The organism is Lysinibacillus sp. RU7 (assembly GCF_057837305.1).
The window spans coordinates 12233-38636 of the sequence record NZ_JBYQFK010000011.1 but is presented as its reverse complement, the minus strand read 5'-3'; the positions used below and the strand labels follow the sequence as shown (position 1 = coordinate 38636).

Sequence of the window (26404 nt, the reverse complement as noted above, 5' to 3'; positions counted from 1 at the left end):
GTTTTTTATATAAATAAAGGCTCTCAGCCAAACTACAGTTGCCACTCCATACTCCATATACTTTGAAATCAGCAGTTAAATTTAGAAAGCATTAATTTTGATGTTAGCTCTAAATACATGTATTTTTAATAACGCTCAGGTAAAGGTGTAATATTGACAACAATTGTTTTTGGTTTAGACAGCTTGCCATTTGCCTCTAAAATCGGTCCTTGTACAATACATTGACCTTTCTTTAAACCTAACAGCTGCTCTTCCCAATACTTTTTGTCTCCCACTTCATTTGCTAATGTATTAGCAATATACGTGACATCTTCATCTGATTGTGCAAAATAAATTTTTTGTGATGCATTTTGTAAACGTGCTAGCTCACTCGAATCCATTTGTGCCTTTAAGAATTGTGTAGCAAACCAAGCAGACCAACCAAATTTACGCCCTTCTGTCAGCACACGTGCAGATGGTGCTCCCTCTTTATGGTCTAGGTTTTGCGCCTCATCCATAATAACCGGCATTGGCATATGCTTATTACCGTTACGGATTGAATAGTTCCATAAATCCCACAAAATAAACTCTGTAATGATAAGCTGTACATCACGCGGATAGCCTGTTAGCTGAATCACAAAGACGTCGCCACGCTTGTCGATTAAATCCTTCCAATTAATTGATTCTCCATCCGCAAATGGATTTCGATCAATTAATGGACGAATTTGAGAAAGCGTTTTAATCGCTGTACCGGAACCTTCCTCTTCTAGCAAGTCCTTTAGATGCATTAAATTCATCTTCTCATCATAGCGTTCCAGTCCGATTAAAATACGATCATATAGCATGTTCAACTGCTGAATACCAAGCGTGCTATAGACAGCGGAAAAGACACTTTTAATACGTTCTGCAATATCTGTATTAGATTCTTTTAACTCACGACCACTAATCTCACGTACTGTACGAGTAAACGGATTAATCGGTAACTTTTCAAAATAAACGATTCGCTCATTGAATCGCTCCCCTAGCCCACCTAAAAACTCTGGCTCCAGCTGCGTTTTCGAAAAACCTTCCGTATAATCGATAATAATGCTTGATATGCCTTGACGTGACTTTTCAAGTAATAGACATTGCATAAAATACGTTTTCCCTTGTCCTGATTTTCCTGAAATCAATAAGTGACGATTCGCTAACTCCGAATGACCATACTCCCAATAAATTTCTTTATTTGAGTTGACAGCTGTACCAATTTTTATACGGATATCCTCTAATTTTGGTAGTACATTTCCCTGCACTTCCATATTTGGCTCCTCTTTTACTAGCTCACTAGTTTCTAGCTCTTCCATTGTAGCAGCCACTTCATCAATCAGATCATTTCCTACTTCTATAATCTCAAGCTGTGGTGATGGAGGTGTAACAATCTCAATTTCTACCTCTTTTGAATCTTTTATAGATTGGGAAGAATGTTCCGGCTCTTCAACAACTTCCTCTGAAGCATCTTCATCTTTTTGAACAGGTACCACTCTAGCTACTACAGCTCCAGACGCATCGTATTGATTTTTTAAGAAACGATCTTTTATAAAATCTGTTTCCTCCTCATGTAGCCAATGACAAATATCCACCATCGCTTTGACAATACCATTAAATCCATCCTCTAACGAGAACTCAATCACATTAATCCACTGCTCATCTAAATAAGACGAACGCGCTGTACAATCTGTACGGAATGAAATGATCGCACCTTCTCCGATATGTGAATGCAAGTGGTCTGTAATTTTGAAATCAAGCTTCACAAGCTTTTCAACGACTTCACTTGCCAAGGCATAATCTTTTTCAGGCCAAATATCACCCTGTACCATTTTGTTTGCATTGGCAATAAGCAGCTGCACAAAGAAGTTTTTATAAAACTTTTCTTTAAATGTTCCAGCATAGTCTTTTACTAATGCACTTAGCAGAACCTTTTTCGTCTGCATTACTTGGGCTTTCGCTTTGGCAATGACATTGTTATTATTTACACCGATTTTCACTTCAACTGGATAGAAATGAATGTATAGTTGCTCATCACTTGTTTCTAAGCCAATTAATAGCAGGTCATCACTGGTTGGCCCTTGAATGCCTAGATTTTTCGCTGAGAAAATTCCCTCTGCCTTCGATAAATTAAAGACGCCAGCAACGCGTAAAATTTCCTCTAATGAAATCGGAATCCATTTAATGTTCGGATGATCTAAATACGCCAGCACATATTTAATAGCAGAAATGATGCTTAGCTTTTCACGATCTGCATAACCCTTTGTGCCAATAATGCGGAGCAGCCATTCTCCGTTAAAAGTATTAAACGCTTGAATCGTGTTTTTAATATTATTTTCTGTTCCTTCTATTCCTTTGTTGTGCAAAAATTCTTCTATCACTTTGTAATACTGGTCTGATTTATTTGTCACTGTAATGGCATCGAACTTGTTAGAAGACGTGTACTGGTCACTATAGTGAATGACTACAATATCATTGTTGAAGTTTTTGAAAAACTCAAGGTCTACTGTCGGGTCGATAAATGTTACCCAATGTGAATGATCAAAAATTTCAAGTAGCGTTGTTTCATCAGTCGTGTTGACACGAGATAACACGGTATTCCCTTTTACATAAGAGTCATTTCCCTCATTACGCGAGTTCGCAATAACCTCATTTACATAGTAAGCCGTTCTAATTAAATAATCGTCCGCTTCTATCAAATAATTTTTGATACCGAATCCCGATTTATAAGTTTCTGCATCACGCATTGCCGGCACACTTGCATAAAGACCTGACAATGCCACATCCGATTTCATTTCATGCATTGACTGCATGGCAGAGCTTTCTTGAGCATGCATTTTATAAAACGTAATGTGTGCATAACGTAAATCCCATTTTTGCTCCTGGCTTGTTCTACGATAGAAGAATAAACTTTCACGTAACACTTTTAGCACAACATCAGCTTCTACATCTTTTATTTTCTTAATTTGGGTCAGCTTCGTATAGTCGATAACTTCCTCTACAGTTGTTAACTGTGCAAACTTTTCAAAGGCACTATTTACTTGAGATTCTTTATAAAGCGTTACTTCAATCGATTTCACCGATTGAGCACCTTTCGTTTTCACCTCATGTAAGATGAAATTCAAAATCCCAATTAATACTTCATAATCATCCGGTAAATTCATCACGTTAATCAAAATCGGTGCTTTAGACGTTTGTGTAAATAAATAGCCGAAGTGTTCTTTAAATTGCTTAATTTTATCGGTAATCACCTTTGACAAATATTGAACAGAATCCGATGCTGTCACTTGATTTACAGATTTAAATACGAGCCATTCTGGTGCATCATCCTGATACTGCGGTCGGTATAACTCGCCTTTCTCAAGGAATGGTAACAATGCTTCTGGTGTCAGACGATTTAAAATAACATTATCCATTTCCTCATTACCTAGCTGCTCATACACCTTTAATTTATATGCAACCATCAATGGATGAAACGGTGTCATATAGACTATATCATTTGCTTCTATTGTTCCTAACCGATATAGGCTAACACCCTTTTTCCCAGCCGGCACACCATTTTGGAAAGCCTCTACCTCTTTATGATACGCCTCTAAATAGTCTCTTCCTCGCTGAGCATACTCGGCTGAAACGTGTGTTAAGCTTGAAATCATCGTCGGTGTAATAAAGTAAGATAAAAATCGGCTGTATGCCTCTCTTAGCTCTTCGCCTAGCTCCAATGTTTCGGAAACTAACACCCCCGACTGCAATTTCGCAAATCGCATACCTTCCTTTAGCCATTTATATTCCCACTCGAAAAACTCTTGATAGCTGCTTTGCATGTAATATTCTCGGTGGTTGTGTGTCAGACGATTTAGCTCTTTAATCCACGTCATATCAAGCATGCTTTCGCGTACAAGCTTCCAAATACGTGCGCCTTGAATCGGTGTAGAATCTATTAACTCACTATCAATGCGAATCGGAATAACTGACTCCTGAACCTTTGCTGAAAAGGTCAATGCATCTTCTTCATCAAATAGGCTTGGATCAATCGTTATAATCGTCTTGCCAAGCTCCTCCATTGATAACATAGCTTCATTCATTGTTAAGTCTATATTGGTAATCGGATAATTCGTACCGAATGACAATCTTCCTGCCGTTGCCTTTAAAACTAACGCTTTCTTTTTAGCATCTACGCCATAGCTTGAGCTTGACGCTTCAAATAAGTACGAGCCAATCGGTAGCACACAAATATTAAACTCCGCTCCTAAAGAAACTTTATTATCATGCTCATAATTAAACTTCACAAACGCAGGCTGCACGTCGTTTGGCGTAATCTTTACGTGAATCGTTGAATTTTTCACCTCAATCTCCGCTGGTCCTAAATATTTGTCAGGATTAGAAAGAAACTCTTTCCTTAATGTTTTAGCAGCACCTTCAAGCTCAAACTTGATGACTAGCTTTACTTCCTGCTCCTTCATCGGATTAAAGACGATGATGTTACGCTTTCTTTTACCAGCTGCTGAGTCTGATTTAGGCTTGTCCCAAACTACTAGGCCATTGTCTGCTGAAACTTTCTCATATGTGACTTTTACAGCTTTATTGTGCTCAATAAATTTTTTGTGCTCTTTTTGAATTTCGGTATACGGTTTTATTTCCCAGCCTTCTTCTTGCATTTTTTTCGCAAAATCAGCGTTGAATTTTTTTTGTAGTTGCTCTTCTGTATCGTTAAATTCATTTGCTTGGCTGACGAAGTCATACATTTCTCGGTTTTCTTGAATTCTATTTTTCAAATTTTTACCAGAGTATGTCGGAAGCTCAGGGTCCATAAACATACCAAGCTCTTTATAGTCATCCTGATCGATTTTGCCCTTTTCTAAAATCGTTAAAATTTCTTCAAATTCAAAAATCGATAGCTTCATAAACTGATAATCTTGCAGTAACTTTTCAAGATTATCTTCTAAAATTAATTTTTCAGCCTTCCCTAACATACTGTTATGAATTTCTTTTTCTAGTTGATCTGATAATGTTTTTGGATGCAATGGCATTCCTTCACTTTGCATATCTAAGCTACCACCAGGAATCGTATCAAGCTGCTCTGATACGATACTTATTAACGCCGTATTCTCCCAACCTGGCTGCTGTTCACTTACTAAGTTACGAATTAACGCTAAATAATCCGTTTTGACAACTTCGTCCGTATTTGCAATGACAATTTTAATATCACCAAAGGCTAAAGAAAATGTTTCATAGCCCGCGCCTTGCTCATGCATATACGTAAAGTTGCTTACTTTATCTGGTTGAACTGTTTTTAAGGCTGTTACCATATCAAGCACTTCCTGCAAAGTGTCTAGCCTTAAAAAATACCTGTTGCCTCGTTGGATTTCTGTTTGATCCCAATAGGCGATTAATTCATTTGCGATATAATTATAAAATTGGTTTGACATATTGAGCATCACCACTATCACTTTTTTTGTCTAAAATATTATGATTGTTAAATAACGTTATGATTTCCTCGATGGAATGTCGGTCGAATGCAATACCGCGCTTCTCAAATTCTTTTAGCAACGTTTTAAATGGCATACGCCCGTCCTTCACAATAACAGCCGTCATCATCATTAAGAAATCATGGTTAATATTTAATAAATAACCTAAACTACCTCGCTGCTTTAAAAATACACCTAGACCTAAATTTTCGATTGAACGACCGTATTCTTTTCTTGCATCATCATTCATTCGATCTTTCACCAATGCTAACAATACTTCAAATAACTCTTCTGCTGTATTTGGTAATTCACTTGTAGGTCGTTCCTCTGGATTTCTATAAGACCAATTAATATAGTCCTTCACCCATTCCTTTAGCTCCTGTACAAACTGTTGTTTACCATTTTCACCTCGTGACTCCACATCATGAAGCAACTGGTGATAACTACGTACCTCATAGCCTGCATCTTTATCTTTATTAAATATGTTGTAGCTTAAAGAACGCAATACAAATTCATGTGAGAATAAATTAATCGCATTATCTTTTACTACTTTGAATCCTTTAAAATCATCGGCAACTGGTCGCTTCTTTCTAACTGCTTCCCAATCTAGTGCAAAGTACAACGGATGTGCTTCCTCGAATGTACCTTGTGCCATCTTTTCAAGTTGTACAACGCCTTGACATACGTACATGAATGCATAATAATGTAAAAACATTTCGAAATTGGCGATAAAAAATTCCTTATGCTTTACTAAAAATTGAATATCTTGCTGGAATAGCTTTGTAAAATTAGGGAACAGGTTCGAATACTGTCTTTTAGGAGCAGTCTTTTTCTCTTCTACTAACTGGTCGATTTCTTTAATAATTAGTCGTGTTAAAATATCGTCTGTTTCCTTATTTTTAAAGATATTTTTAATCTCCTCATTGTCCCCAATAAATACACTCGCAATGAACTCTGCTAAGTGATTAATTTCTGTTTGACCCGCTTCACTTTTCCCTATGAAATTATATAAATACGTATGTACAACTTTCATCTGTTGATCGCTAAATAAATACGTATCAATTAATCTTAAGAAGTTTACTCTTGCCACATCATCCGGGAATTCTACTTCTTTTGTCCCAGCAATAAATTCACTCAATTTATTAGCCCCTTCAAAATAATAAAAATCCAATTCCTCAAGTTTACGTGGTTGTAAGTCATAATGTGTAATATTTCTTGCTAGCTCACTGATTACTATTTTAAAATTCCCTTGAAGATATTTCGTTTTCTTCGTTGTAAAAGGAAATAAGTAACTAGGCTTATTTAATGTATGTACAACACCACTAGGTAGATGTTGCTCGGCATTTATGTGTAAAATTTTATCCATTTGCTACTCCACCTTTTCAAATACATAGCCATCGAATTCATCATATTTCAATCGATATTTCATACTCTCATCCTGGAAGTTAAATAATAGCTCGTTTTGCTTTTCCCCAAACAGCATAATCTTACCTAAAAACTCAACAAACGTTGTTGCATCTTCCTCATCCCTCTTATTTGGACGATAGCCGTTTGTCACTTTTTTTAGCAGTTGGTACAACACAAAATCGATATCTAATAGCTCCCATTTACTTTTCGAATTGTTATAATACTTTACTGTAATAGACGGCTTAAACGACTGTAGCTTCAGACCTGGCAAAGCTTCCAATTGATCCGCTGCTGGATTTAGTCTTAATTTTTGCGCAATCGTTTTTTCACCTTCTAAACACTCTAAATTGATATAGTCGTTCATCGGCGAGCCCTTCCAACTGAAAATAGCGAACTTCAGCTCTTTATAAAACGTTCTAACTTCGGACATTTCTTTTTTATTGAATGCATACAAATATTCCACATATTCATCATAGACAGTATTTCGAATATTTTTGGCAAAATGCGCATCTGTTAAATACAAAATCGCGATTAAATTTTCTACAAATAAGTCAAACGATTCTTTAATAAGCTCTGCTTCATTTGCAAACGGCATCAACCATTCTTTTGCACAATCTACATGTACTTTTTGATTTAAAAGTTCTTCCCAATTTGACAATGTATTTAACGTCACGAGCAATTCATCAATTGCACTTGTACGTGAATGAATTGGGTTTAACTGTCCAATCACATCTAATAGCTGTGAGCGACCTTTACTCTGGAATAACATATTCGGTAAAGTCTTTGTCAGCTTGTCGTATTCATTGTGCGTACGATATGTACCATCCTCTACTTCATTTGGCAAAATTAAATCCGCGATAAAATTTAAATAATGACGCGATGACAAATTAATTTTGTACTGAATAATCGCCTGCACGACAAGATTGATAATTTGCTCCTGTACAAATTCATCTGATAAAAATTGATAATTTTCATGGATAATCGTTTGTCTGTTTTCTCCAATGTCCCTCAAATAGGCTGCGTAAAACGGATTTTCATCTGATTTATCACAAATCTTTTTCAAAATTGATGATAAATAATTCGACTCCGCCCCTGAAGCCGTTAATTCGTATACTTGATAATCTGCAAACGAAACAATATCAAACGTGTTGTCTGCTGCATGCGTTAATATTTTAGGCGTAAATAAACCGCTTTCCTCAACAAACTTTTTCAACTTATTGTACGTATAAGTGGAATGTTCATGGTTAATAAAGTTATGCAGAACGCCTAAGTTAATCGCAATAATCACTTTCTCTGTCGTTTCATCAAAATGCTGGTCCGAAAAGTTTTTCAAAATTTCTTCTAATGTCTCTAACGCCGTTTTATTGGGTGAAAAACTTTCTGTAGCGTCATTGTAAATTGTGTATCCCTCAATCAAATCTTTTCGTTCACGATTTAAATAGGCTAGTAAATGTGATTTTCCGTCCCCTACGCTACCACAAAGTAAAATTAAATTACTGCTTGTTTCTTCTTTACGTTGTTGTAATATACTTTCAATCGTACTTTGAATTGGTCGTGTTACGTGCAAATAATTTTTAAAATCACTAAATGACTGTGCATTTTCAACTGCTTCTGCTGATGAAATATGCAGTCGTGCGATTTCACGCTCTAAATAGCTGTCGTTTAACAATTCAAGCTGATGCTGCTTGCTTTCGATAGCTTTAAATCCAGGTGTATCTTCCTGCGTGTTTATGACAGGCTGAATTCTTCCTGAATGTGCCTCAATCATCTTCGCTAATTTGGCTTCCAGCTCTTCTTCAGTCAAAGTTGGCTTCACTTCGGGTGGCTTCGGTACTTCGTAAATCGGTAGCACCAATTCCTCATGTGTATAAATTTCAAAATACCAAACCGCAATATTGTACATCTCTCTATGAACGAGGTATGCTTTGTTCATATCGCTATATGTCGCATCATGAGACGCCTTGTTCCCTGCTCGACGAATAATATCAAATGATTGATAAATTTTAGATGTAATGTACTTCTGGTCATATAAAAAATTTATTTTTTCATTTAAATTGCTGTATGAATGACTGTCTAGCTCCTCAATTTCCCAAACTCGCTTTACAATATCCTCTATATATAAACGCGCTTTTGCAACAGCACCACTTTGGTCAGAGAAGAAAATCTCCTCCATTTTTTTAGCGCAAAGTGCAGCGTATGGTAAAGAGCTACTTAAGAAACTTAAAAAAGCCTTTTCCATCTGCTTATCAACTCCTCATTTTAAATAATTAGTTCCATTATTACAGAGAATCCCATATTTATCAGCCCTTCTATCCACTTTACACAATAATATTTTCTTATTTTGGCTACAATGATATAATTTTTATTATTTACGTACGTAATCGGAGGATTGTTTATGGATTTATCATTTAATTATAATTTTCCAGCTCTACGTGGCCGACAAGCAAATAAAGAATATTTCGTAGTCATGTGTCCATTAAGGCTCATTCCTAAGATTTTCTTATTTGATGAAGAAGAGATTCCAGCTGCGTTTCGTGCACAGCGAATTTTAAATCGTGCTCGGATTCCTGAGTTAACAAATTATATTTTAGATAACACTGAAGACTATGTTTTTTCTTCCATCACAGCATCAATTGATGGAGAAATTTTATTTGAGCCTTTAAGCTCAATGAAGGCTGCTCAGGACCTCGGTATGCTAAAAATATCGATGGATGCTAAGTTTTTGATCAATGATGGTCAGCATAGACGTGCTGCTATAGAAGAAGCATTAAAAATCTCACCCGAATTAGGTGACGAAACTATTTCTGTTGTTTTCTTTCATGACACAGGATTGAATCGTTCTCAGCAAATGTTTTCAGATTTAAATCTTCACTCGATTAATACAACATCTTCCATCGGTATTCTTTACGACCACCGAGATCCTCTCGCTTTAGCTACGAAAGAAGTTGTTAACAGTATAGATTTTTTAAGTCGCTATACAGATAATGAACGCGTTTCCCTCTCTAAAAATTCGCCAAAGGTACTTGCACTCAATTTCATCTATAACACGAACAAACGCTTGATTTGTAAAAGTAAAGGAAATGATATAAGTGTAGAAGAACGACGCTTCCTACTAGCTTTTTGGGAAACAGTTACCGAATCGATTACAGAATGGCAAGAGGTACTTCATAAACGTCTGTCTCCTCGTGATTTAAGAGGTCATTATATCGTAGGACACTCAGTGTTTATCGAAGCTGTTGGAGAGGTAGGGAAATCTTTAAAAGAAGAATATGCAAGCACATGGCCAGATGAATTAAAAAAATTGCGTTATATTGATTGGAGTCGTACGAATACGAAAGATTGGCTTGGAAGAACATTTTCAGATAATGGACGCATACAAAAAACGAACCAAAACATTGCACTCACTGCCGAACGAATAAAAGAATTGATTAAACAGCACCCTTAACAGCTGTTAAAAAGGAGTCACTCACTATGAGTACAGGACTTATTTCAGACTTATTTTCAAATGAACAGTCACTTGTAGATTTAGCAAAAGAACAAATTAAATTAGCATACAAAGAAGATGATCGCCCTTGGGTTGTCGGTTATAGTGGTGGTAAAGATTCAACAGTTGTTGTCCAGCTTGTATTTGAAGCTTTAGCAGAAATGGACTCGATGGACTTAACAAAAAAAGTTTACGTCATTTCTTCTGATACATTAATTGAAACACCGTTAATCATCAACTCGATTAATAGGACATTAACACGTATTCAGGATGCTGCACTCAAAATGGGACTTCCTATTGAAACACATAAAGTAAAGCCTGAGCCTAAAAACTCATTTTGGGTTAACCTAATTGGTCGTGGCTATCCTTCACCAAACCAAACATTCCGCTGGTGTACAGATCGTTTAAAAATTGAACCAGCGAACTCGTTTGTCATGAATAAAGTATCAACGTTTGGAGAGGTTGTTATGGTACTAGGTGTGCGTGAAGATGAGAGTGTATCCCGCGGCAACAGTATTCGCAATCATTCTATTGAAGGTAAGCTTTTTATGCGTCATTCTACGTTACCAAACGCTTACGTCTACGCACCAATTCGCAGCTTTACTTTAGATGATGTATGGAATTACTTATTAAATGCTCCTTCTCCATGGGGTGATGACAACTATGAGCTACACCGTCTGTATCAGGATTCGAGCAGCGGTGAATGTCCTTTAGTTATCGACAAAAATATCAAAGAAAGTGCCGGCTCATGTGGTAACAGTCGTTTCGGCTGTTGGGTTTGTACAGTTGTAACAGAAGATAAAGCGTTAACAGGCTTTATTCAAAGCGGTCATGATTGGATGAAACCACTGCTTGATTTCCGTAACTGGCTAACAACGATTCGCGATGATCGTACAAAGCGTATGAAATACCGTATGAACGGTCAAATTTACTTCCGTGATGTTAAAATTGTAGAAGAAGACAACATACGTTGGCTTATTATCCCTAAAAAATCAGGTCGTGCTGCATCTCGAGAATATTTAGAAGATTATACGATTATTGAAAAAAATGAGTTACAGGATTATATCCAAAAAAACAACATCGACTTAAGTGCAGCCGAAGACCAAAAAGTATTAATTCGTTACGAAGAAGAAACGCTTGATGGTGAAATTGTTGAAAAACACGCGCAGCTCGGCTTAGGTCCGTATACAATGGAAACACGTCGTGAAATTTTACAACGTTTATTAGCTGTGCAACGTACAATTGTCCATCCTGAGGACCCTTCATATGAGCTAATCTCTGTCGATGAGCTAAAAGAAATCCGTCGTGTTTGGCTAAAGCAAGGTGAGTGGGAAGATTACGTCCCAATGATTTACGAAAAAGTATATGCAAATCAAAAAACGATCGATTGGGAAAAAGACGATCGTCCACTATTAACATATGAACAAATGAATCAGCTTGAAATGCTTTGCCAAGAATTCAATGTAGATGTCAAGGTCATGCGTAAGCTCATCAATGCGGAAAAAGAGTTTGCCGGCTACAAAGTTCGACGTGGATTAAATGATGAAATAGGGAAGATTTTAAGACAAGATTACTTACACCTATAGAAGAGGTTTTATTATGTATTTGAAAAATATAGCACTCGTAAATATCGGTGCATACAAAGGCTACAATTTCTTTAATTTCGAAACAGAACCTAACAAAAATGTATTATTGATCGGTGGTGAAAACGGCGCTGGTAAGACGACATTACTAAATGCGATTAAACTCGGTTTGTTTGGTGCTTACGGTTTTGGCTATAAGACTGAAAACAATGAATACTTTAAGCACGTCAGCAGTGTTTTAAACAAACAAGCAAAACGTGAAAAGCTAAACGACTTTAACGTGACGATTCAATTTTCAGTGGTAGACAACTTAGAAATATTCAATTATGAGCTAAAGCGTGAGTGGACATATTCTAATGAGCAAATTAAAGAAACATATTATTTAATAGAAAACGGTCATTTTTTAGATGAGCAGCAAAAAATGCTCTTCAATGCCAAGCTCAAAGACTTTATGCCACCACAGCTACTCGATTTCTGCTTATTTGATGGGGAAGAAATTGCACAAATCGTTACGCAAAATAAGCTCTCTTCTTACATTAAAAAACTTTCAAAAGTAGTCTTCAACTTAGATTTATTTGAAAAGCTAGAAGCTGACCTTGAAAACTATTCAAAGCAGCACGTCGATTCTGATAAGCTAAACACAATTGAACATGATTTATATAAAGCGAACACACGTGAAAAAGATTTACGTACCCAAATCGCCACTACAATACGTGCTATTGAATATAAATCTACTGAACTGAAGCAAATGTCCGAGGAATATTTAACAGTAAAGGATACATTTGAAAAATACGGTGGTCTACGCAAGCAAGAACGTGAAGAATTATTATTACAGATCAATCAAATCGAAACAGATCGTAAACATCGTTCAGAGCAAATTAAACAATTTGTTAGCTCATATCTGCCTTTTTTCCTTGCACAAAACTTAGTGCAGCGTACACGCGAACAGCTAAAAAATGAAGAATCTTTACAACTTTCAAAGCAGCTAGAGGAAAAGCTCTCAACAGATATTTTACAATCACTGCTGCTGCAATTGAACATCGAAGGCTCTACAGTACAAGCAGAGCAAATGAAAGAGCAGCTAGTGAATCTTGTAAAACCAGCAGAGCAAAGTGAAATCATTCACGGTGCATCGTTTGCTGAATCTTTTAAAGTAGAGCAAGCTTACAATATTACTCAACAAGATTTACCTGCAAAATATTTAAACTTGTTAAACCAAAATGCTATGGATTTAGCTATATCAAAGCAGCTACGTGACAAAGTAAAAATCCATGATACAACGGATGAATTTGGACAAATTATCAAGGAAATGGATTGCTATAACGCAAACATTCTACAACTTACACAAGCTCTAGAAGCGGAGCAAAATACACTAGCCGAGTTAAAGCAGGAATTAATAGCATTGCTAGAGCAAATTGAAAAAATCAAATTGCAATTACGCAACTACGAAAAAACATCTGGCTCATTCCTAGAAGCTCAAAAAATTATCGCGTTAAGCCGTAAATATCAGGATATACAAATTACACAACGCTTGCAAGATATACAAATTCAAGCAACAACAAACCTAAAAAAGATGCTGCATAAACATGATTATGTTTCACTCATCAAAATTAATCCAGACGATTATGAAGTAACGTTAATCGATGCTCATAAAAATGAAATTGAAAAACGTACATTGTCAGCTGGTGAAAAGCAAATTTTACTCATCTCGATTATTTGGGCAATTTTCGATTGCTCAGGTCGCCAGGTACCATTCATTTTCGATACCCTACTAGGACGACTTGATAAAACACATAAATCCGCTGTTTTAAAAACATTTATTCCGAACTTTGGTAAGCAAACTATCATTCTATCAACAGATAGTGAGATTGACCAAGCACATTACAAAATTTTAGAGCCAGCCATTGCACGTGAATATACACTTGAATTCAATTCAATCCAGCAACAAACAAGCATTAAGAAAGACTATTTCAAATTTAGCTAGGAGTGACAACTATGAACTTTCGTCTCAAAACATCTAAACAAACAGGTGAAACCTTAAAGTCCCTCCAAAACTCTACTGGATTAACATGGAATATTTTATGTCGAATCGGTGTGGCATTATCGTTAAATGACTCTACACAGCCTGGCCCCGTACCAGATACAGCCGGCGTAGAAATTCATCGCAATACAATGACAGGTGAGCATGATTATGTCTATAAAGCATTGATTCGTCAGCATGCAGGTTATCACGTACCAGAGAAAGATTATTTCCCTGAGCTCTTTAATCGTCATGTAGAACGTGGCATTCAAATTTTAGAAGGTGAATACAAATTAGCAGGTAACTACGAAAACTTTTTAACTAACCTATTCAAATACGAAAACGGGTGATCACTTTGTTATATTTAGATAATTCAGCGACTACACAAATTCATCCAGAAGTGAAAGAAGCAATGCTCCCTTTTCTTCTGGAGCAGTTCGGCAACCCTTCAAGTAAATACTATGAGCCTGCTACATACGCTAAAAATGCTGTAAATGAAGCCCGTCAAAACATTGCAAAGCTTTTAGGGTGTAAAACTGATGAAGTGCTTTTCACAAGCGGCTCAACCGAGAGTAATAATTTTGTTATTAAAGGCATTGCAGATCGACGTAAAAATGATGGTAAACACATCATCACAACAGCTACGGAGCATCCATCCGTTTTGGAAGTTTGTAAATACCTTGAAACGATTGGCTTTGAATTAAACATTTTACCTGTGGATAAATACGGACGTGTGAGCCCTGCACAAGTGGCAGCTGCTATTCGTCCTGAGACGATTTTAGTAACGATTCAATGGGGGAACAACGAATTAGGTACACTCAATCCGATTGAGGAAATTGCGGACATTTGCTTACAGCACAAAGTCTTTTTCCATTCTGATGCTACACAAATCGTTGGAAAAGTAGCCTTCTCGCTTGAAGACATACCAGGCCTGCAATCTATTTCGATTTCAGCTCATAAATATTTCGGTCCTAAAGGCGTTGGTATAACGTTCTTACGTCAGGATCAGTACAATTTGTATCCATCCATTACTCCCCTTTTACATGGTGGCGGACAAGAGCACGGTCTTAGAAGTGGTACATTAGCTGTTCACAACATCGTCGGCATGGGCGTTGCGAGTAAAATTGCACATGCTAAATTAGCTCAAAATATTCAACAACTACAGGAGCTAGAAGCTTATTTAATCGAGCTGTTAGTAGCGAAATTTGGTCAAAATATTAAGTTCAATCAACCAAAGGAAAATAAAATTCCTGGTATTGTAAGTGTGCAGTTTATCAGTTTAAATAATGAAATCCTTGTGAAAAAGCTAGCACCGATTATGGCCGTTTCAACTGGCTCTGCATGCAGCTCTGCTAAGCCGTCCCATGTACTAACAGCCATCGGATTAGATTTAAATGAAGTACGTCAAACGATTCGATTCTCCCTCTCTCCTTATATTTCAAAGGACGATTTGAATATTTTCAAACAACTTTAAATGATAAAGCTAGTCTGTTTTCAACAGACTAGCTTTTTGTTGTATAATTTTTTAAAAATGGAGGTGAGAAAATGAGCTGGGACTTAAAAGTAGCGGAAATACAAAAGCCATATCTGACGGACAAAGACATTTGGCAGTCTGTTCATCGTTTTTATTATCATGGGAAAACAACAACTACATATAAATATGGATTTTTAAAGGCTCTTTTAGAAAGCGTTCCCTCTGCAAATGAACAATTCGAAATTTCGTTTGATCATTTATTTTACTCGTTTACCAAAATTTATTGGAATCTCGTAATCCATAACAATCTTTGTCAATCTAACTCACAAAAAGCCCCTTCTAGCGTTCAAAAGGTGCTCGAAGCATTTGCCGCTACTCATGCTATTCCTAGAGAATGGAGCTTTGACCAACTTCCTGCTAGCCAGCAACTTCAACTCATAGCAGCTGTAAAAAAAGTCGGCAAGAAGTATGTTATTGGCGCAACGTATAGTGATTTCAATGGTGAAATTTATTCCTTTGATTTGAAAAAGGAATACCTGCAATTGCACCCGACCTACTATAGGTTCTTCCAAACACATAAAAGAATGTTAACCAACATTACCAACTACCAGCTTGCCCTGTTTTTAGAAAAATTCAATGAGGCTGAAAAGGTATCGAAGCTGTTAACAAGAGTAGAAGTCGTCACACAAAGAAAATCATTGCTACAGTTTTCACAGCTACTACAAAAAGCAGGCATTGAGCATTGCTTCTATTGCCATAAAAAAATAAGGAAATCGAGTCACGTCGACCATTTCATCCCTTGGAGTTACATTCAAAGCGACCATCTTTGGAATTTCGTGCTATCTTGCTCTACCTGCAACACAAGGAAAAACAATAAGCTTGCAGCTGAAAACTTTTTACAACAGCTCATCACACGCAACAATCAATGGATTAAAGAAGAACGTTATTTACTACAATTCGAAAACTACACTGAAAAAAAGTTAACGGAGTTTTATAAGTACTCACAGTTAAATGGATTCATTCATGATTGGAAACCTAGCCAATTAAGAGAATAGTTGTTAATCAACCAATTGGTCTCTCTTACAAATATTCCTCAACATCCGCATTATCAACCTCTAAATAATGCTGTGTAATGGTTTGAAGCGACTTATGCCCCGATTGCTTTGCGATTGTGGCTAAGTCTGCTTTTTTTCTATGCATGTGCGTAATTTGTGTTTTGCGTAACGTATAAGGTGCGAAGCCAAGCCATTCATGAATGAGCCTGTTATAGCTACGTTCCGTAATCATACGATTTGTGTAGTTCCCCCAACGATCTGCTGCACCTACAAAGTAATCGTCGCCACTTAGCTGAGAGAACTGGATATACTTTTGCACAGCCTTCACACATTCTAACGTTAAACGCTTTTCCTTCATCTCACCTTGCTTCTTCAACATTACCGATACTGTACGATTTTCTAAATCAAAATCAGATACTTTTATTCGTACCATTTCTGAAGGGCGATTGGCCGTAATCAAATTCACAAGACATATTGCACGTTTACGTATGTCAGCTTTATTATTCGTATCGTACTTATTTATAATAGAAAGAACTTCATCCTGCTTCTCAGCTCGAACACCACGCATCGGCTTTAAACGTAAGTAATCCTCTGTATTGTATAGTTGGCGTATAATTTGAATTCGCTTTTGCTGCTCAGGTGTCTGCTCTAAATTCAAAACGTCTTTTAAATAATATTGAATGCCTGCTGCACGACGGTTAAATGTTGAATATTTAACGCCCTGCTCTACGATTGATTCATGCAGGTACTTCTCCATCGCATCAAAGCTTGGCTCACGATGTTCCATTTCACAAAAACGGAGAAAACGCTCAAAGTCTGGACGATATACTTCCTTCTTTTGCTCAATTACCTTCTCAATCGTCGCATCTACCTTCAAATTCGTCTGCCAGGTGTTTAAACGAATCACTGAACTTTGATTATTCGTCTTATCCATATGCTCTCCTCCAATTCACTCAGTCCATTTCTCTTTTGATAAAATTATATTTTTAGAAAAAGAGATAAATATATAAAAGGTAAATTATTTTTATATTATTTTATTTTTTGGGATAAAGAGAATTTAATTATTTTCTACTTATATTATTATATTTATTTCTTATTTTATCTTTTTCTATAAAAATAATTAAATAAAAATATTTTTATCTATGATTCTATTTTTCTATTAATTAGAGCATTTGTTCTTACTTTTTCATTATACGTTTTACACGTCTAAAAAGGAATCTTTTTTGTCTTTGAATAACCATTCATTTTTTAATCATAAATAATTTATAATGTTTTATTACTTATTATTTATAATAATTTATTATTAAATGTTTTATAAATACCTATGATTGTTTTATAATTAGTAATATATAATTAATGATAACTAAAAGTTAAGGATTGATACCTAATGAATAATGAAATGATTAAAAGTAAAAAAATTAAAGTGTCCGGACAACGTCATTTAGTGATCCCGAAAGAATACTATGACGCACTTCATATCGGTGAGGAAGTAACGATTGAATTACATGAAGGTCATTTAGTCATTAAACCGGTCGTCAAAGTAGATGAAGATTTTGCAGAGAACTTATTAGAGGAACTGATTGCAGCTGGGCTAAGTGGCGAGGAACTCGTGGCGAAGTTTAAAGAAGTGAAGCAAATGGTGTTAAATGGTGAAAAGCCGTATTTGTAATACTATATAATAGAAGAAACTACTTGTATGAGGTATCAAAATGACCTATCAAATCAATCCAACAAGCACCGAAACGCAGATAATTGGACTTGTTCCACAGTGTATTATTGATTATTATTCCCTTAAATGTGCTTCCGCCGAAGTTTATCTACCACCAGGGGTGCTTAAACATTTAAAAAAGCGTGGTCATTGGGACGATTTTATTAAATATTATGAAGATATCCCTGCGATGATTGCACTTCCTGATTACGTTGGACAAAACCCTAAAGAGCCACATACCATTGAAATATATAAAGTAATTGCCGATCATGTCATTCTTCCAATTAAACTAAATGAAGCAGATGGCATGTTCATGAGTTCTTTCTACATATTAGATAATGGTGCTGATAAAATTGCAAAGCGTTTACGAACTGGGCGTTTACATCCTTATTCTCATTTCAAACCATGATCTAATATATACTAAGTGTGTACATTTTAACGATTTTGACGTATAATATGATTGAAACTTGAATAAAGTGAACTTACTAAAAGCTATTTGAGGTGGGAAAGGTTCCCCACGCGCTTATCCTTGTGATAAGTCACCAGAGATCAGGATTGCCGCCCTGCTAATAGTTTTTAGTAGCTATACATCCTCTTTACCTATTTTGGTAAAGAGGATTTTTATTACTTAAGTTTTCCACAATTTCTTCTACAGTCTCTTTCATTGGCTTCCCCCTATAAGATGTCTTGAAATTACATTTATAGTTCAACTATTATTTTTAAAATCTCTTATTTAACCAATATTTCCTCTCACTAGTTAAAGTAAGAAGCTTCCCAAAGCTACATTTGGTAACATCTCTCTTATATTCAAATATATTATCGTATAAGATTTCAATAATAATGTAGGCTTTTTTAACTTTATCATCGTATTACATATAAACCGACATTTGATTATATCTATTGTGACGAACTACTACATTAAAATAGCAGCCATTTTGTGTTCAGCCGTGTAATTAAGTTTGTCTAGTTTAAACTGCTTCATTTCATTTGTAGAATGTTTTAAAAATGACTCTCCACTGATATGTTCCTATTGTTACAAACAAGTTAAGAGATACCGATGTAAACCACTTATATCTGTTGCTACAATTCTTGCACTTTCTTGTTCTCTCTAAACAGTCATAAGCAGCTACTATTTTTTCCGTTGCTTGAATTTTAGCTATACAAATGACCTCTTATACAATTGACAATAACAGCTAGCCTTTTCAATTACACTTAAACTAACTTTCCTCTTTTCCTCCTATTTATTAGACATATCTCCCTCTGTAGTAATAAGTAATCTCTGCTTTTATGCTATATATTTTTCCTCATAATAAATAGAAAAACTTCAGGAATTTTTAATTCAGTAAACCAATTTTAGATTGAAAGTAAATTTATACCGTTAAATAAAATGGAATTTTTTTAAAAAAACACATACTAAAGAATTAAGTTTATATTAATAAAATGATTTTTTATGACCATTTAATTAAAAATATAACAAATATATAATAAATCGGATTGTATAATCTAATAATATATTTAAAAGGAGCACAATATGTTCAAAAAATCTCTTAACCTTTTAATTGTCTTCTGTATGCTACTTGCATTTATTCCATTTGGGAATTTTGCTGAAGCAAAAAGTAAGGACGATTTTAAAGAAAAAAAGAAACAACGAAAGAACGGGTGGAATTAGTAGAAGAAAGAACTGCACTTTCCAAAACGTATGATAATTTAGATGGCACCTTGTCTACCGAAATTACACAAATCCCTCAACATTATCAAGACAATAATGGACAATGGAAAGAAATAAAAAATGACTTAGTTCCTAGTAAAAAAGGGAAATTCAAAAATGCAGATAATGCTTTTACAGTTGAATTCAATGAAAAACTAACGTCTCAATCAACAGGGTTACAAGTTCATGAAGATACCTACAATGTAAATTTACAGCTAACCGAAGTCGTGAATAATAGTATAGAATCTTTGCAACCTTCCACTGGCGAAGTTAAAGATAATCAAATTTCTTACTCTGAAATCTTCGAAGATATTTCAGCTACATATACGGTTGGTGAGAACTATGTCAAAGAAGACATTATTTTAGAATCCTATCCGAAAAATGGCTTACCAGAAAAATTTACCTATACATTAGATTTAAAAGGATTATCGTATAAAGCAATAGATAACACCATTTATTTATATAATCCAGAAACAAATCAATCCGTCTACATGATTGAAGCTCCATTTATGTATGATGCTTACAAACCAACAAATTTTAAAACAGTAGAAGGAGTCACTTCTGTCCCAGAAGAAGCAAAATCTTACGATATTCAAATGAATACACGTGAAAAAAACAATCAACTTTTCATTGATTTAATACCTAATCAGAAATGGCTTTCTGCTAAAGAACGTCAATATCCTATTGTTATTGATCCAATGATTGTACGTCTACAAGATGCCTCAGAGAATGAAACAGATGCAACAGTATCTGACACAACCATTCGTAGTAACTTTCCAACTACGACAGGTGGAAATGACTTTGAGTTAGGCATTGGAACCGCCTCAGATGGAAATATCGTGCGTAGCTTATTAAAATTTAACCTTACTAGTATTCCAACAGCTGTAAATATATTATCAGCTGATCTAAGTTTGCACCTAACATCTACTAATAATGCTGCTACGGGTATAAATATTAATGCACACGCAATGACAAGCACCTGGGAAGAAAATGAAGCCTCATGGACATATCGTGAAATTACACCTTATACAAAATGGGCAACAGCAGGTGGAGATTATTCTTCTACCCCATTAAGTACTGTTTCAGGGATAACAGCAGTTCCTACTATTGAAAATGGTTTGACAAGGTGGAACATCCCTGTAAGTTCTATTGAAAAATGGGTAAATACGCCTTCTAGTAACTATGGTATTTTATTAAAGAGCGCAAATGAATCAACAAAGGTTTATAAGAAGTTTGCGAGTAGTGCCTACTCCACAACTACACAATACAAACCTAAATTAGTAATTACCTATAAAACACCAAGTCGTTTAGGCTTAGAAAGCTATTGGGATTATACGTCTCATCCATTAAATGATGGTACACAGTATATTAACTTAGGTACGTTAAATAATATTTTACAATATAATGATGTGTCTCTTTTAAACTATGCGGATTTCGGGTTAGATTTCACACGTACTTACAACAGTAAAGATGTGGAAACTTCAGCATTTGGTGTAGGTTGGTCATTTACAGGGGATCAAAAACTGTATATTGGCACAGAGGACAATGGTGTTTACTACAAAGATGAAGATGGAACAACGCATTTGTTTGAAGATACGAGTACGACTTCAGTACCGAATTACAAATCGCCTGTAGGTATTTATGATAAATTAACCAAAATATCAAATACAGAATACCTTTTAACATCTCCTGAAGGAATTAAGACACTCTTTACAGTAAGAGAATCTGCGAAAGATACAGACGTAAAAATTGCCTATATTACAAATCAACAAGATTTGAACGGAAATACAATTACGTATAGTTATAATACAAAACATCAATTAACAAGTATTCATACAAATGCGGATTCGACGAATCAAAAGATTACATTGACTTATAACCTAGATGGATATATTGCTTCTGTTACTAAAAAAGATAAAAAATTTACGTATAGTTATACAGATGGATTTTTAACAAGTGTAACAGAGAAAAAATCAGCTACAGAAAATTTAGTTACTACATTTACTTATGAAAAGACAGCTAAAAAAACGCAAATAAGCAAAGTGACAGATCCATCAGGATATACGACGACCTTCACATATACAAGTAATTTAGATATTGCTTCAGTATCTGCAAATGGCTCAATTGATGCTACTACTAAGTATGTATTAGATCGTACAGTCGGTGAAATGCTTGTTACGTCACCAGAAGGATTAGCAACAAAATACTTCTTAAATAGTAACTTTGTTATAACAGGAATTTTACTTCCATCAGGTGAACAAAAATCGTATACTCTAGACGCTAATTATAATGTAACGAAAGAAGTAACGAATCATTCAGACGGGACGAGCTACACAAAAAATTACACATATAATGGCAGTGGCAACGTTTTAACAACGCTAGATTCTTCAAATGTCAAAACTGCCACAACGTATAATAGCTTTCAATCGCCTTTAACATCTACGGATGAGCAAGGTCATATAACTACTTATACGTACGATAGTAAGAACAATTTAGTGAGTACAAAAACAACGAATAATGAGATCACGACCTTTGCCTATAGTGCAAATGGTGAATTGGTGAAAATTACTTCACCAAAGGGAGATATACAAACATTTACAACCGATTTTGTTAATGGTGGTAAAACAACGACAAACACAGACGATGCATTAGGGACGTCTTCAACAAGCGTAACAGATAGCGAAGGAAATCTAATTTCTTCAACAGATGGGAAAGGCCAAGTCACAACATACACGTATAATAGAAGTGATCAATTACTGACAGTTAAAGATGCTGCGAATAAAATCACAAATTACGTTTATGATGCGAATGGGAATTTAACAACAGTTACAAACGCAGCGAATGCGCAAACGAAACTCGCGTACACTGCTAAAAATCAAGTGCAATCGGAAACGAATGCATTAAATCAAGTTATAACATATGGCTATAATGAAGACGGGGATCTCACTTCAATTAAAAAGGCCAATGGTGATTTGATTTCATATGAAACAAATGTAGAAACAGGTCAAAGTAGTACGAAGTTAAACGGAGTAATAGCCTATACTACAACTGAAAAAGATTTAGTTACAACAAGTCAACAATTGTTGAATAATCAAACAGTCCAGTATAAGGCTTTAGAGAATGGACTATTGTCGACAATTCGCTTCAATAATCTAGACCTTAATCAAATAACGTATACATACGATAATGAGCAATTAGCAACGCTTTCTTATGGTTCAAATAGTTTAATTTATGCGTATGACGCGAACAATCAAGTAACGTCATTAAAAAATAACGCAACGCTTTTAGCCACTTTCAATTATGATGCGAATGGATTAAATACAAAAACAGCATTTGGGAACGGGAAATCTGCAATCGAAAACGATTATGTCCTTACACAAGCAGATGGAACGACTAAAAATAGTAGCCAGTTACAGAAAGAAAAAATGTATACCACAAGTAGCACGACACCGTGGTTAACCAATACCTATAAGTATGATAAAAACGGGCAAATCTTAGGTATTACAAATACACGTGGCACTACAAATTATGTCTATGATGAAGTAAACCAATTAACACAAGAGCAGTTGGCAGATGGACAAGTGATTAATTATAAGTATGATGCAGTAGGCAATCGTACAGCAAAATCTATTGTAAAAAATGGTGTAACGACGACAACGAATTATACATTTAACGCAGCGAATCAAATGACAAAAGCTGGTTCACAAGCCTATACAGTAGATGTAAATGGTAACTTAACAAATGACGGTCACTACCAATATACATGGAATGTATTAGATCAATTAACAGCGGTGAAAACTACTGCAGGAGCTACAGTCGCAACGTATCAATATGATGAAAATGGTCGTCGTATCTATAGTAAAGTTGGCAGCACTGAAACGTACTACCGTTATGATGGGACAAGTAACCATGTATTGTTTGAAGAAAACGCAAGTGGTACGGTGACAAAAGCTTACACATATGACCTAAATGGGCATCCGTTAACGATGACGTACCATAATCAAACATATAACTATTTAACGAACTATCGTGGCGATGTATTAGCTTTAACAGATGTAAATGGTACAGTGGTTGCTGAATATACGTACGATGCATGGGGCAATATCTTAACACAAACAGGTACAATGGCAAGTGTGAACCCTTACCGTTACGCAAGCTACCGTTATGATGAAGAAACAAAGCTGTATTACTTAATGGCACGTTACTACAATCCAGATACAGGTGTATTCTTATCACTCGATGCATATAGAGGTGATAAGGAAATGCCCATTACAATGAATGGATATAATTATGCTAATAACAATCCAATTATATTTGTGGATACAGATGGTAATAACCCTGTCCTCATTAAATTACTACAATACACAGTTATACCGATTTTAAAATATTTAGCTAAGAGGTATGGACCAAAATTAATGAAAGAATTAAATTACATTGTATCAAGCAATATTAACAAATATATCAAAAAATACACAAAAGATTACAATATAAATTTCGGAAAAGGTAATTTAGTAAGTATTGTTAAAAAATCTGGAAAAGGTGATAGACGTATATTTTCGTTTGAGTATGCGTCTGTATATTTCGGAAAACGTAAAGAAAATGCATGGCATTATCATCTTGGAAATCCCAAACAACACTATGTTTTCAGATGGAATGAACAATATAGAAAAGGTTACACATTTAGTAAAATACAAGCAAAAACGCATTTTTGGGTTTGGTAAAAACAATGAGGTGATTACATGATTTATTTTGAATACTCGGATATAGAGAATGAAAATATTCAAGGGTATTTTGAAAATATGCCGTTTATTATCGGTGTCCCCACTCGATATACTATTGATACTTTTGGTTTTAATTTGCATGATTGTCATAAAGATTTTATACCTATTTGGATGAAAAAGATTAATGGCTACCCACTATATTTTTGTATACAAATCGAGAATTTTATAAAAAAAGAATTTAAAGAGGTATGTGCTCAACATAATATAAAATATGAGGATTATAATAAATTATTTAAAATTATAAAAATTGAAAGCGAAGATCAATTGAAACAATTCCTTACTTTAGCATTGACAATAGCTAGTATGGGCTTAGTAGTTTCGTGGGCAACTAAGTATAATATATTTACTGACATTGAAAACTTAGCACAAACAGAAATACAAATTCCAGAAGATCAAAGCTTCATTTGTATTGGTCATGACTGTGAAAGCCTATTGATTTCAACTAATAATCATAAATTTAAAAGTAAAAGAGAAATCATTAATAATTTTTTTGATGAATATGAGTATCAAGTCGATTAACTATTAGTTTTATCTAGACTAGGCATTTTTACTTATCAAATAGCGTTATTTTAACTACAGGAGACAGCTATTTAATTTTTAAAATTTCGATACTAAATTAAATAAAAATTTAATCGCACACTACTACACTGTAAGGTAAGCCTGAAATATAAAAATTAACGCACTTTTACGGTACGCACAACAAATAGCCAGCTTTCTGTGACAATTTTCAGAAAAGCTGGCTATTTTGCACATGTAGTATGGATATTTTCAGGTCAAGGCAAATAATTATGTAAAATTTCAGGTTCCTAATGGACCTGGAAATTTGGCAGTTCTATCATCAACTTCACCAGATATCTATAAAAATCAATTCCTTTGGCTGTTTCCGTCAAACTTAAACAAATGGCATTCACTTTCTGACCTGCTTCACTCACTGAAAAAGCCAATTTTTTTGACCGATGACATTCGCGCGAATCGCATTTTCAACAAGGTTGTTATCGATTGTGACCAATCCATTGTTAAAGAAGGCTTTTAACTCATTCGCTCAGCCCAATGTGTATTCCACTGCTTTGGTAATCGTGTTTTTACCGAAGAAAGGAGAACGGTCAATCCATTGGAAAAATCCCTCTACTTCTATGAGAGTCGATGAAACATACATCAAAGTAAAAGGACAATGGATGTATCTGTATCGTGCAGTCGATTCTGAAGGGAACAAAATTGAATTTCATCTAGGTAAAACAAGGGAGAAACAGGCTGCAAAGAATTTTCTCAAGAAAGCTTTGCAGTCTAGTCATGTGTCTGAGCCTCGTGTTATCACCGTTGATAAGAACCCAGCTTATCCAATAGCAATAAAAAAGGATAAAAGCATTCCAGAGCGTATGCGGACCCAACAGCTGAAGTACTTGAATGATATCGTGGAGCAAGATTACCGCTTTATAAAGAAGCTGTCCGTTCTATGCTAGGTTTAAAAACGTTTGGAACAGCACAACCGATTATCTGTGGCGTAGAAGTGATGCATATGCTCAAAAAAGGATAACTTCCCCAAAGGGAGAATTCTGTCAAAAACGAGATTGAATTCATACATAGATTATTTGGGGGAGTATCATAATTCATAGATGATAAGGAGCATTAGGTGTTATGTCTCTAACAAATTATATTTGCACCAGAACCCATTAAAAAGCGTTCAGACAATCTGAAAATGGAGATGGTGAACACCCC

The 26404-nt window shown here is 35.2% G+C and carries 16 protein-coding genes and 1 pseudogene; 12 read left to right on the top strand and 5 right to left on the bottom strand.

Features of this window, described 5'->3' with window-relative positions; all coding sequences use genetic code 11:
• Positions 1-125 precede the first annotated feature (125 nt).
• Genes dptH through dptF form a run of 3 tightly spaced genes read right to left on the bottom strand, consistent with a single transcriptional unit; the run spans position 126 to position 9114 of the window.
• Positions 126-5429 carry a DNA phosphorothioation-dependent restriction protein DptH gene (dptH, locus tag AC3II9_RS09725; protein ID WP_391374904.1) on the bottom strand — a complete coding sequence of 1768 codons (5304 nt, stop codon included), beginning with the start codon at positions 5427-5429 and terminating at the stop codon, positions 126-128.
• On the bottom strand, positions 5410-6834 hold the full coding sequence (gene dptG, locus AC3II9_RS09720; protein WP_391374907.1) for a DNA phosphorothioation-dependent restriction protein DptG: 1425 nt from the start codon (positions 6832-6834) through the stop codon (positions 5410-5412). Before dptG ends, dptH begins: the two co-directional genes overlap by 20 nt.
• Before the next feature lie 3 nt (positions 6835-6837).
• Positions 6838-9114: a DNA phosphorothioation-dependent restriction protein DptF gene (gene dptF / locus AC3II9_RS09715; RefSeq protein WP_391374910.1), complete on the bottom strand. Its 2277-nt coding sequence runs from the start codon at positions 9112-9114 to the stop codon at positions 6838-6840.
• A gap of 156 nt (positions 9115-9270) precedes the next feature.
• Between dptF and dndB the strand changes: the two genes are divergently transcribed.
• The 6 genes from dndB (at position 9271) to AC3II9_RS09685 (ending at position 16491) form a co-directional block, all read left to right on the top strand.
• Entirely contained in the window at positions 9271-10320 is a 1050-nt protein-coding gene (gene dndB / locus AC3II9_RS09710) for a DNA sulfur modification protein DndB (protein ID WP_391374913.1), read from the top strand.
• A gap of 26 nt (positions 10321-10346) precedes the next feature.
• On the top strand, positions 10347-11945 hold the full coding sequence (gene dndC / locus AC3II9_RS09705; protein WP_391374916.1) for a DNA phosphorothioation system sulfurtransferase DndC: 1599 nt from the start codon (positions 10347-10349) through the stop codon (positions 11943-11945).
• A gap of 13 nt (positions 11946-11958) precedes the next feature.
• Positions 11959-13926, top strand: coding sequence for a DNA sulfur modification protein DndD (dndD, locus tag AC3II9_RS09700; protein ID WP_391374919.1), 1968 nt, complete (start codon positions 11959-11961; stop codon positions 13924-13926).
• Positions 13927-13937: 11 nt separating this feature from the next.
• The gene (gene dndE, locus AC3II9_RS09695) at positions 13938-14312 is read left to right on the top strand and encodes a DNA sulfur modification protein DndE (RefSeq protein ID WP_391374922.1); all 375 of its coding nucleotides are present in this window, start codon (positions 13938-13940) and stop codon (positions 14310-14312) included.
• On the top strand, positions 14309-15436 hold the full coding sequence (locus AC3II9_RS09690) for a cysteine desulfurase family protein (protein ID WP_391374924.1): 1128 nt from the start codon (positions 14309-14311) through the stop codon (positions 15434-15436). The genes dndE and AC3II9_RS09690 overlap by 4 nt, the downstream gene beginning before the upstream one ends.
• A gap of 71 nt (positions 15437-15507) precedes the next feature.
• Positions 15508-16491: an HNH endonuclease gene (locus AC3II9_RS09685; RefSeq protein WP_489155169.1), complete on the top strand. Its 984-nt coding sequence runs from the start codon at positions 15508-15510 to the stop codon at positions 16489-16491.
• 25 nt (positions 16492-16516) lie between these two features.
• On the opposite strand, the gene AC3II9_RS09680 is transcribed toward AC3II9_RS09685, so the two are convergent.
• Positions 16517-17425 carry a tyrosine-type recombinase/integrase gene (locus tag AC3II9_RS09680; RefSeq protein WP_391374930.1) on the bottom strand — a complete coding sequence of 303 codons (909 nt, stop codon included), beginning with the start codon at positions 17423-17425 and terminating at the stop codon, positions 16517-16519.
• 453 nt (positions 17426-17878) lie between these two features.
• Between AC3II9_RS09680 and AC3II9_RS09675 the strand changes: the two genes are divergently transcribed.
• The 5 genes from AC3II9_RS09675 to AC3II9_RS09655 all read left to right on the top strand — a co-directional run bounded on the left by AC3II9_RS09675 (position 17879) and on the right by AC3II9_RS09655 (position 25207).
• Positions 17879-18160, top strand: coding sequence for an AbrB/MazE/SpoVT family DNA-binding domain-containing protein (locus AC3II9_RS09675; RefSeq protein ID WP_391374933.1), 282 nt, complete (start codon positions 17879-17881; stop codon positions 18158-18160).
• A 40-nt stretch (positions 18161-18200) separates the two neighbouring features.
• Complete coding sequence (locus AC3II9_RS09670) at positions 18201-18608, top strand: PBECR3 domain-containing polyvalent protein (protein WP_391374936.1); 408 nt, start codon at positions 18201-18203, stop codon at positions 18606-18608.
• Between the two features lie 1122 nt (positions 18609-19730).
• Positions 19731-19868, top strand: a complete 138-nt coding sequence (locus tag AC3II9_RS09665; protein ID WP_391374938.1) for a hypothetical protein — start codon at positions 19731-19733, stop codon at positions 19866-19868.
• Entirely contained in the window at positions 19859-24628 is a 4770-nt protein-coding gene (locus AC3II9_RS09660; protein WP_391374941.1) for a DNRLRE domain-containing protein, read from the top strand. The genes AC3II9_RS09665 and AC3II9_RS09660 overlap by 10 nt, the downstream gene beginning before the upstream one ends.
• A gap of 18 nt (positions 24629-24646) precedes the next feature.
• On the top strand, positions 24647-25207 hold the full coding sequence (locus tag AC3II9_RS09655; RefSeq protein ID WP_391374944.1) for a hypothetical protein: 561 nt from the start codon (positions 24647-24649) through the stop codon (positions 25205-25207).
• Positions 25208-25616: 409 nt separating this feature from the next.
• Here AC3II9_RS09655 and AC3II9_RS09650 read toward each other — a convergent pair whose 3' ends face one another.
• A complete protein-coding gene (locus tag AC3II9_RS09650; protein ID WP_391375072.1) occupies positions 25617-25697 on the bottom strand; it encodes an IS66 family transposase in 81 nt (26 codons plus the stop codon).
• A gap of 100 nt (positions 25698-25797) precedes the next feature.
• Between AC3II9_RS09650 and AC3II9_RS09645 the strand changes: the two are divergent.
• Positions 25798-26294, top strand: a pseudogene (locus AC3II9_RS09645) (IS6 family transposase); the annotation flags it as partial.
• Between the last annotated feature and the right edge of the window lie 110 nt (positions 26295-26404).

Excerpts from the sequence above, each read along its gene's own strand:
- dndB (WP_391374913.1), top strand. The coding sequence starts at position 9,271 with ATGGATTTATCATTTAATTATAATTTTCCAGCTCTACGTGGCCGACAA.
- AC3II9_RS09680 (WP_391374930.1), bottom strand. The coding sequence starts at position 17,425 with ATGGATAAGACGAATAATCAAAGTTCAGTGATTCGTTTAAACACCTGG.
- dptH (WP_391374904.1), bottom strand. The coding sequence starts at position 5,429 with ATGTCAAACCAATTTTATAATTATATCGCAAATGAATTAATCGCCTAT.
- AC3II9_RS09655 (WP_391374944.1), top strand. The coding sequence starts at position 24,647 with ATGATTTATTTTGAATACTCGGATATAGAGAATGAAAATATTCAAGGG.
- AC3II9_RS09685 (WP_489155169.1), top strand. The coding sequence starts at position 15,508 with ATGAGCTGGGACTTAAAAGTAGCGGAAATACAAAAGCCATATCTGACG.
- AC3II9_RS09675 (WP_391374933.1), top strand. The coding sequence starts at position 17,879 with ATGAATAATGAAATGATTAAAAGTAAAAAAATTAAAGTGTCCGGACAA.
- dndC (WP_391374916.1), top strand. The coding sequence starts at position 10,347 with ATGAGTACAGGACTTATTTCAGACTTATTTTCAAATGAACAGTCACTT.
- dptG (WP_391374907.1), bottom strand. The coding sequence starts at position 6,834 with ATGGATAAAATTTTACACATAAATGCCGAGCAACATCTACCTAGTGGT.
- AC3II9_RS09670 (WP_391374936.1), top strand. The coding sequence starts at position 18,201 with ATGACCTATCAAATCAATCCAACAAGCACCGAAACGCAGATAATTGGA.
- dndE (WP_391374922.1), top strand. The coding sequence starts at position 13,938 with ATGAACTTTCGTCTCAAAACATCTAAACAAACAGGTGAAACCTTAAAG.
- dptF (WP_391374910.1), bottom strand. The coding sequence starts at position 9,114 with ATGGAAAAGGCTTTTTTAAGTTTCTTAAGTAGCTCTTTACCATACGCT.
- AC3II9_RS09665 (WP_391374938.1), top strand. The coding sequence starts at position 19,731 with ATGTTCAAAAAATCTCTTAACCTTTTAATTGTCTTCTGTATGCTACTT.
- dndD (WP_391374919.1), top strand. The coding sequence starts at position 11,959 with ATGTATTTGAAAAATATAGCACTCGTAAATATCGGTGCATACAAAGGC.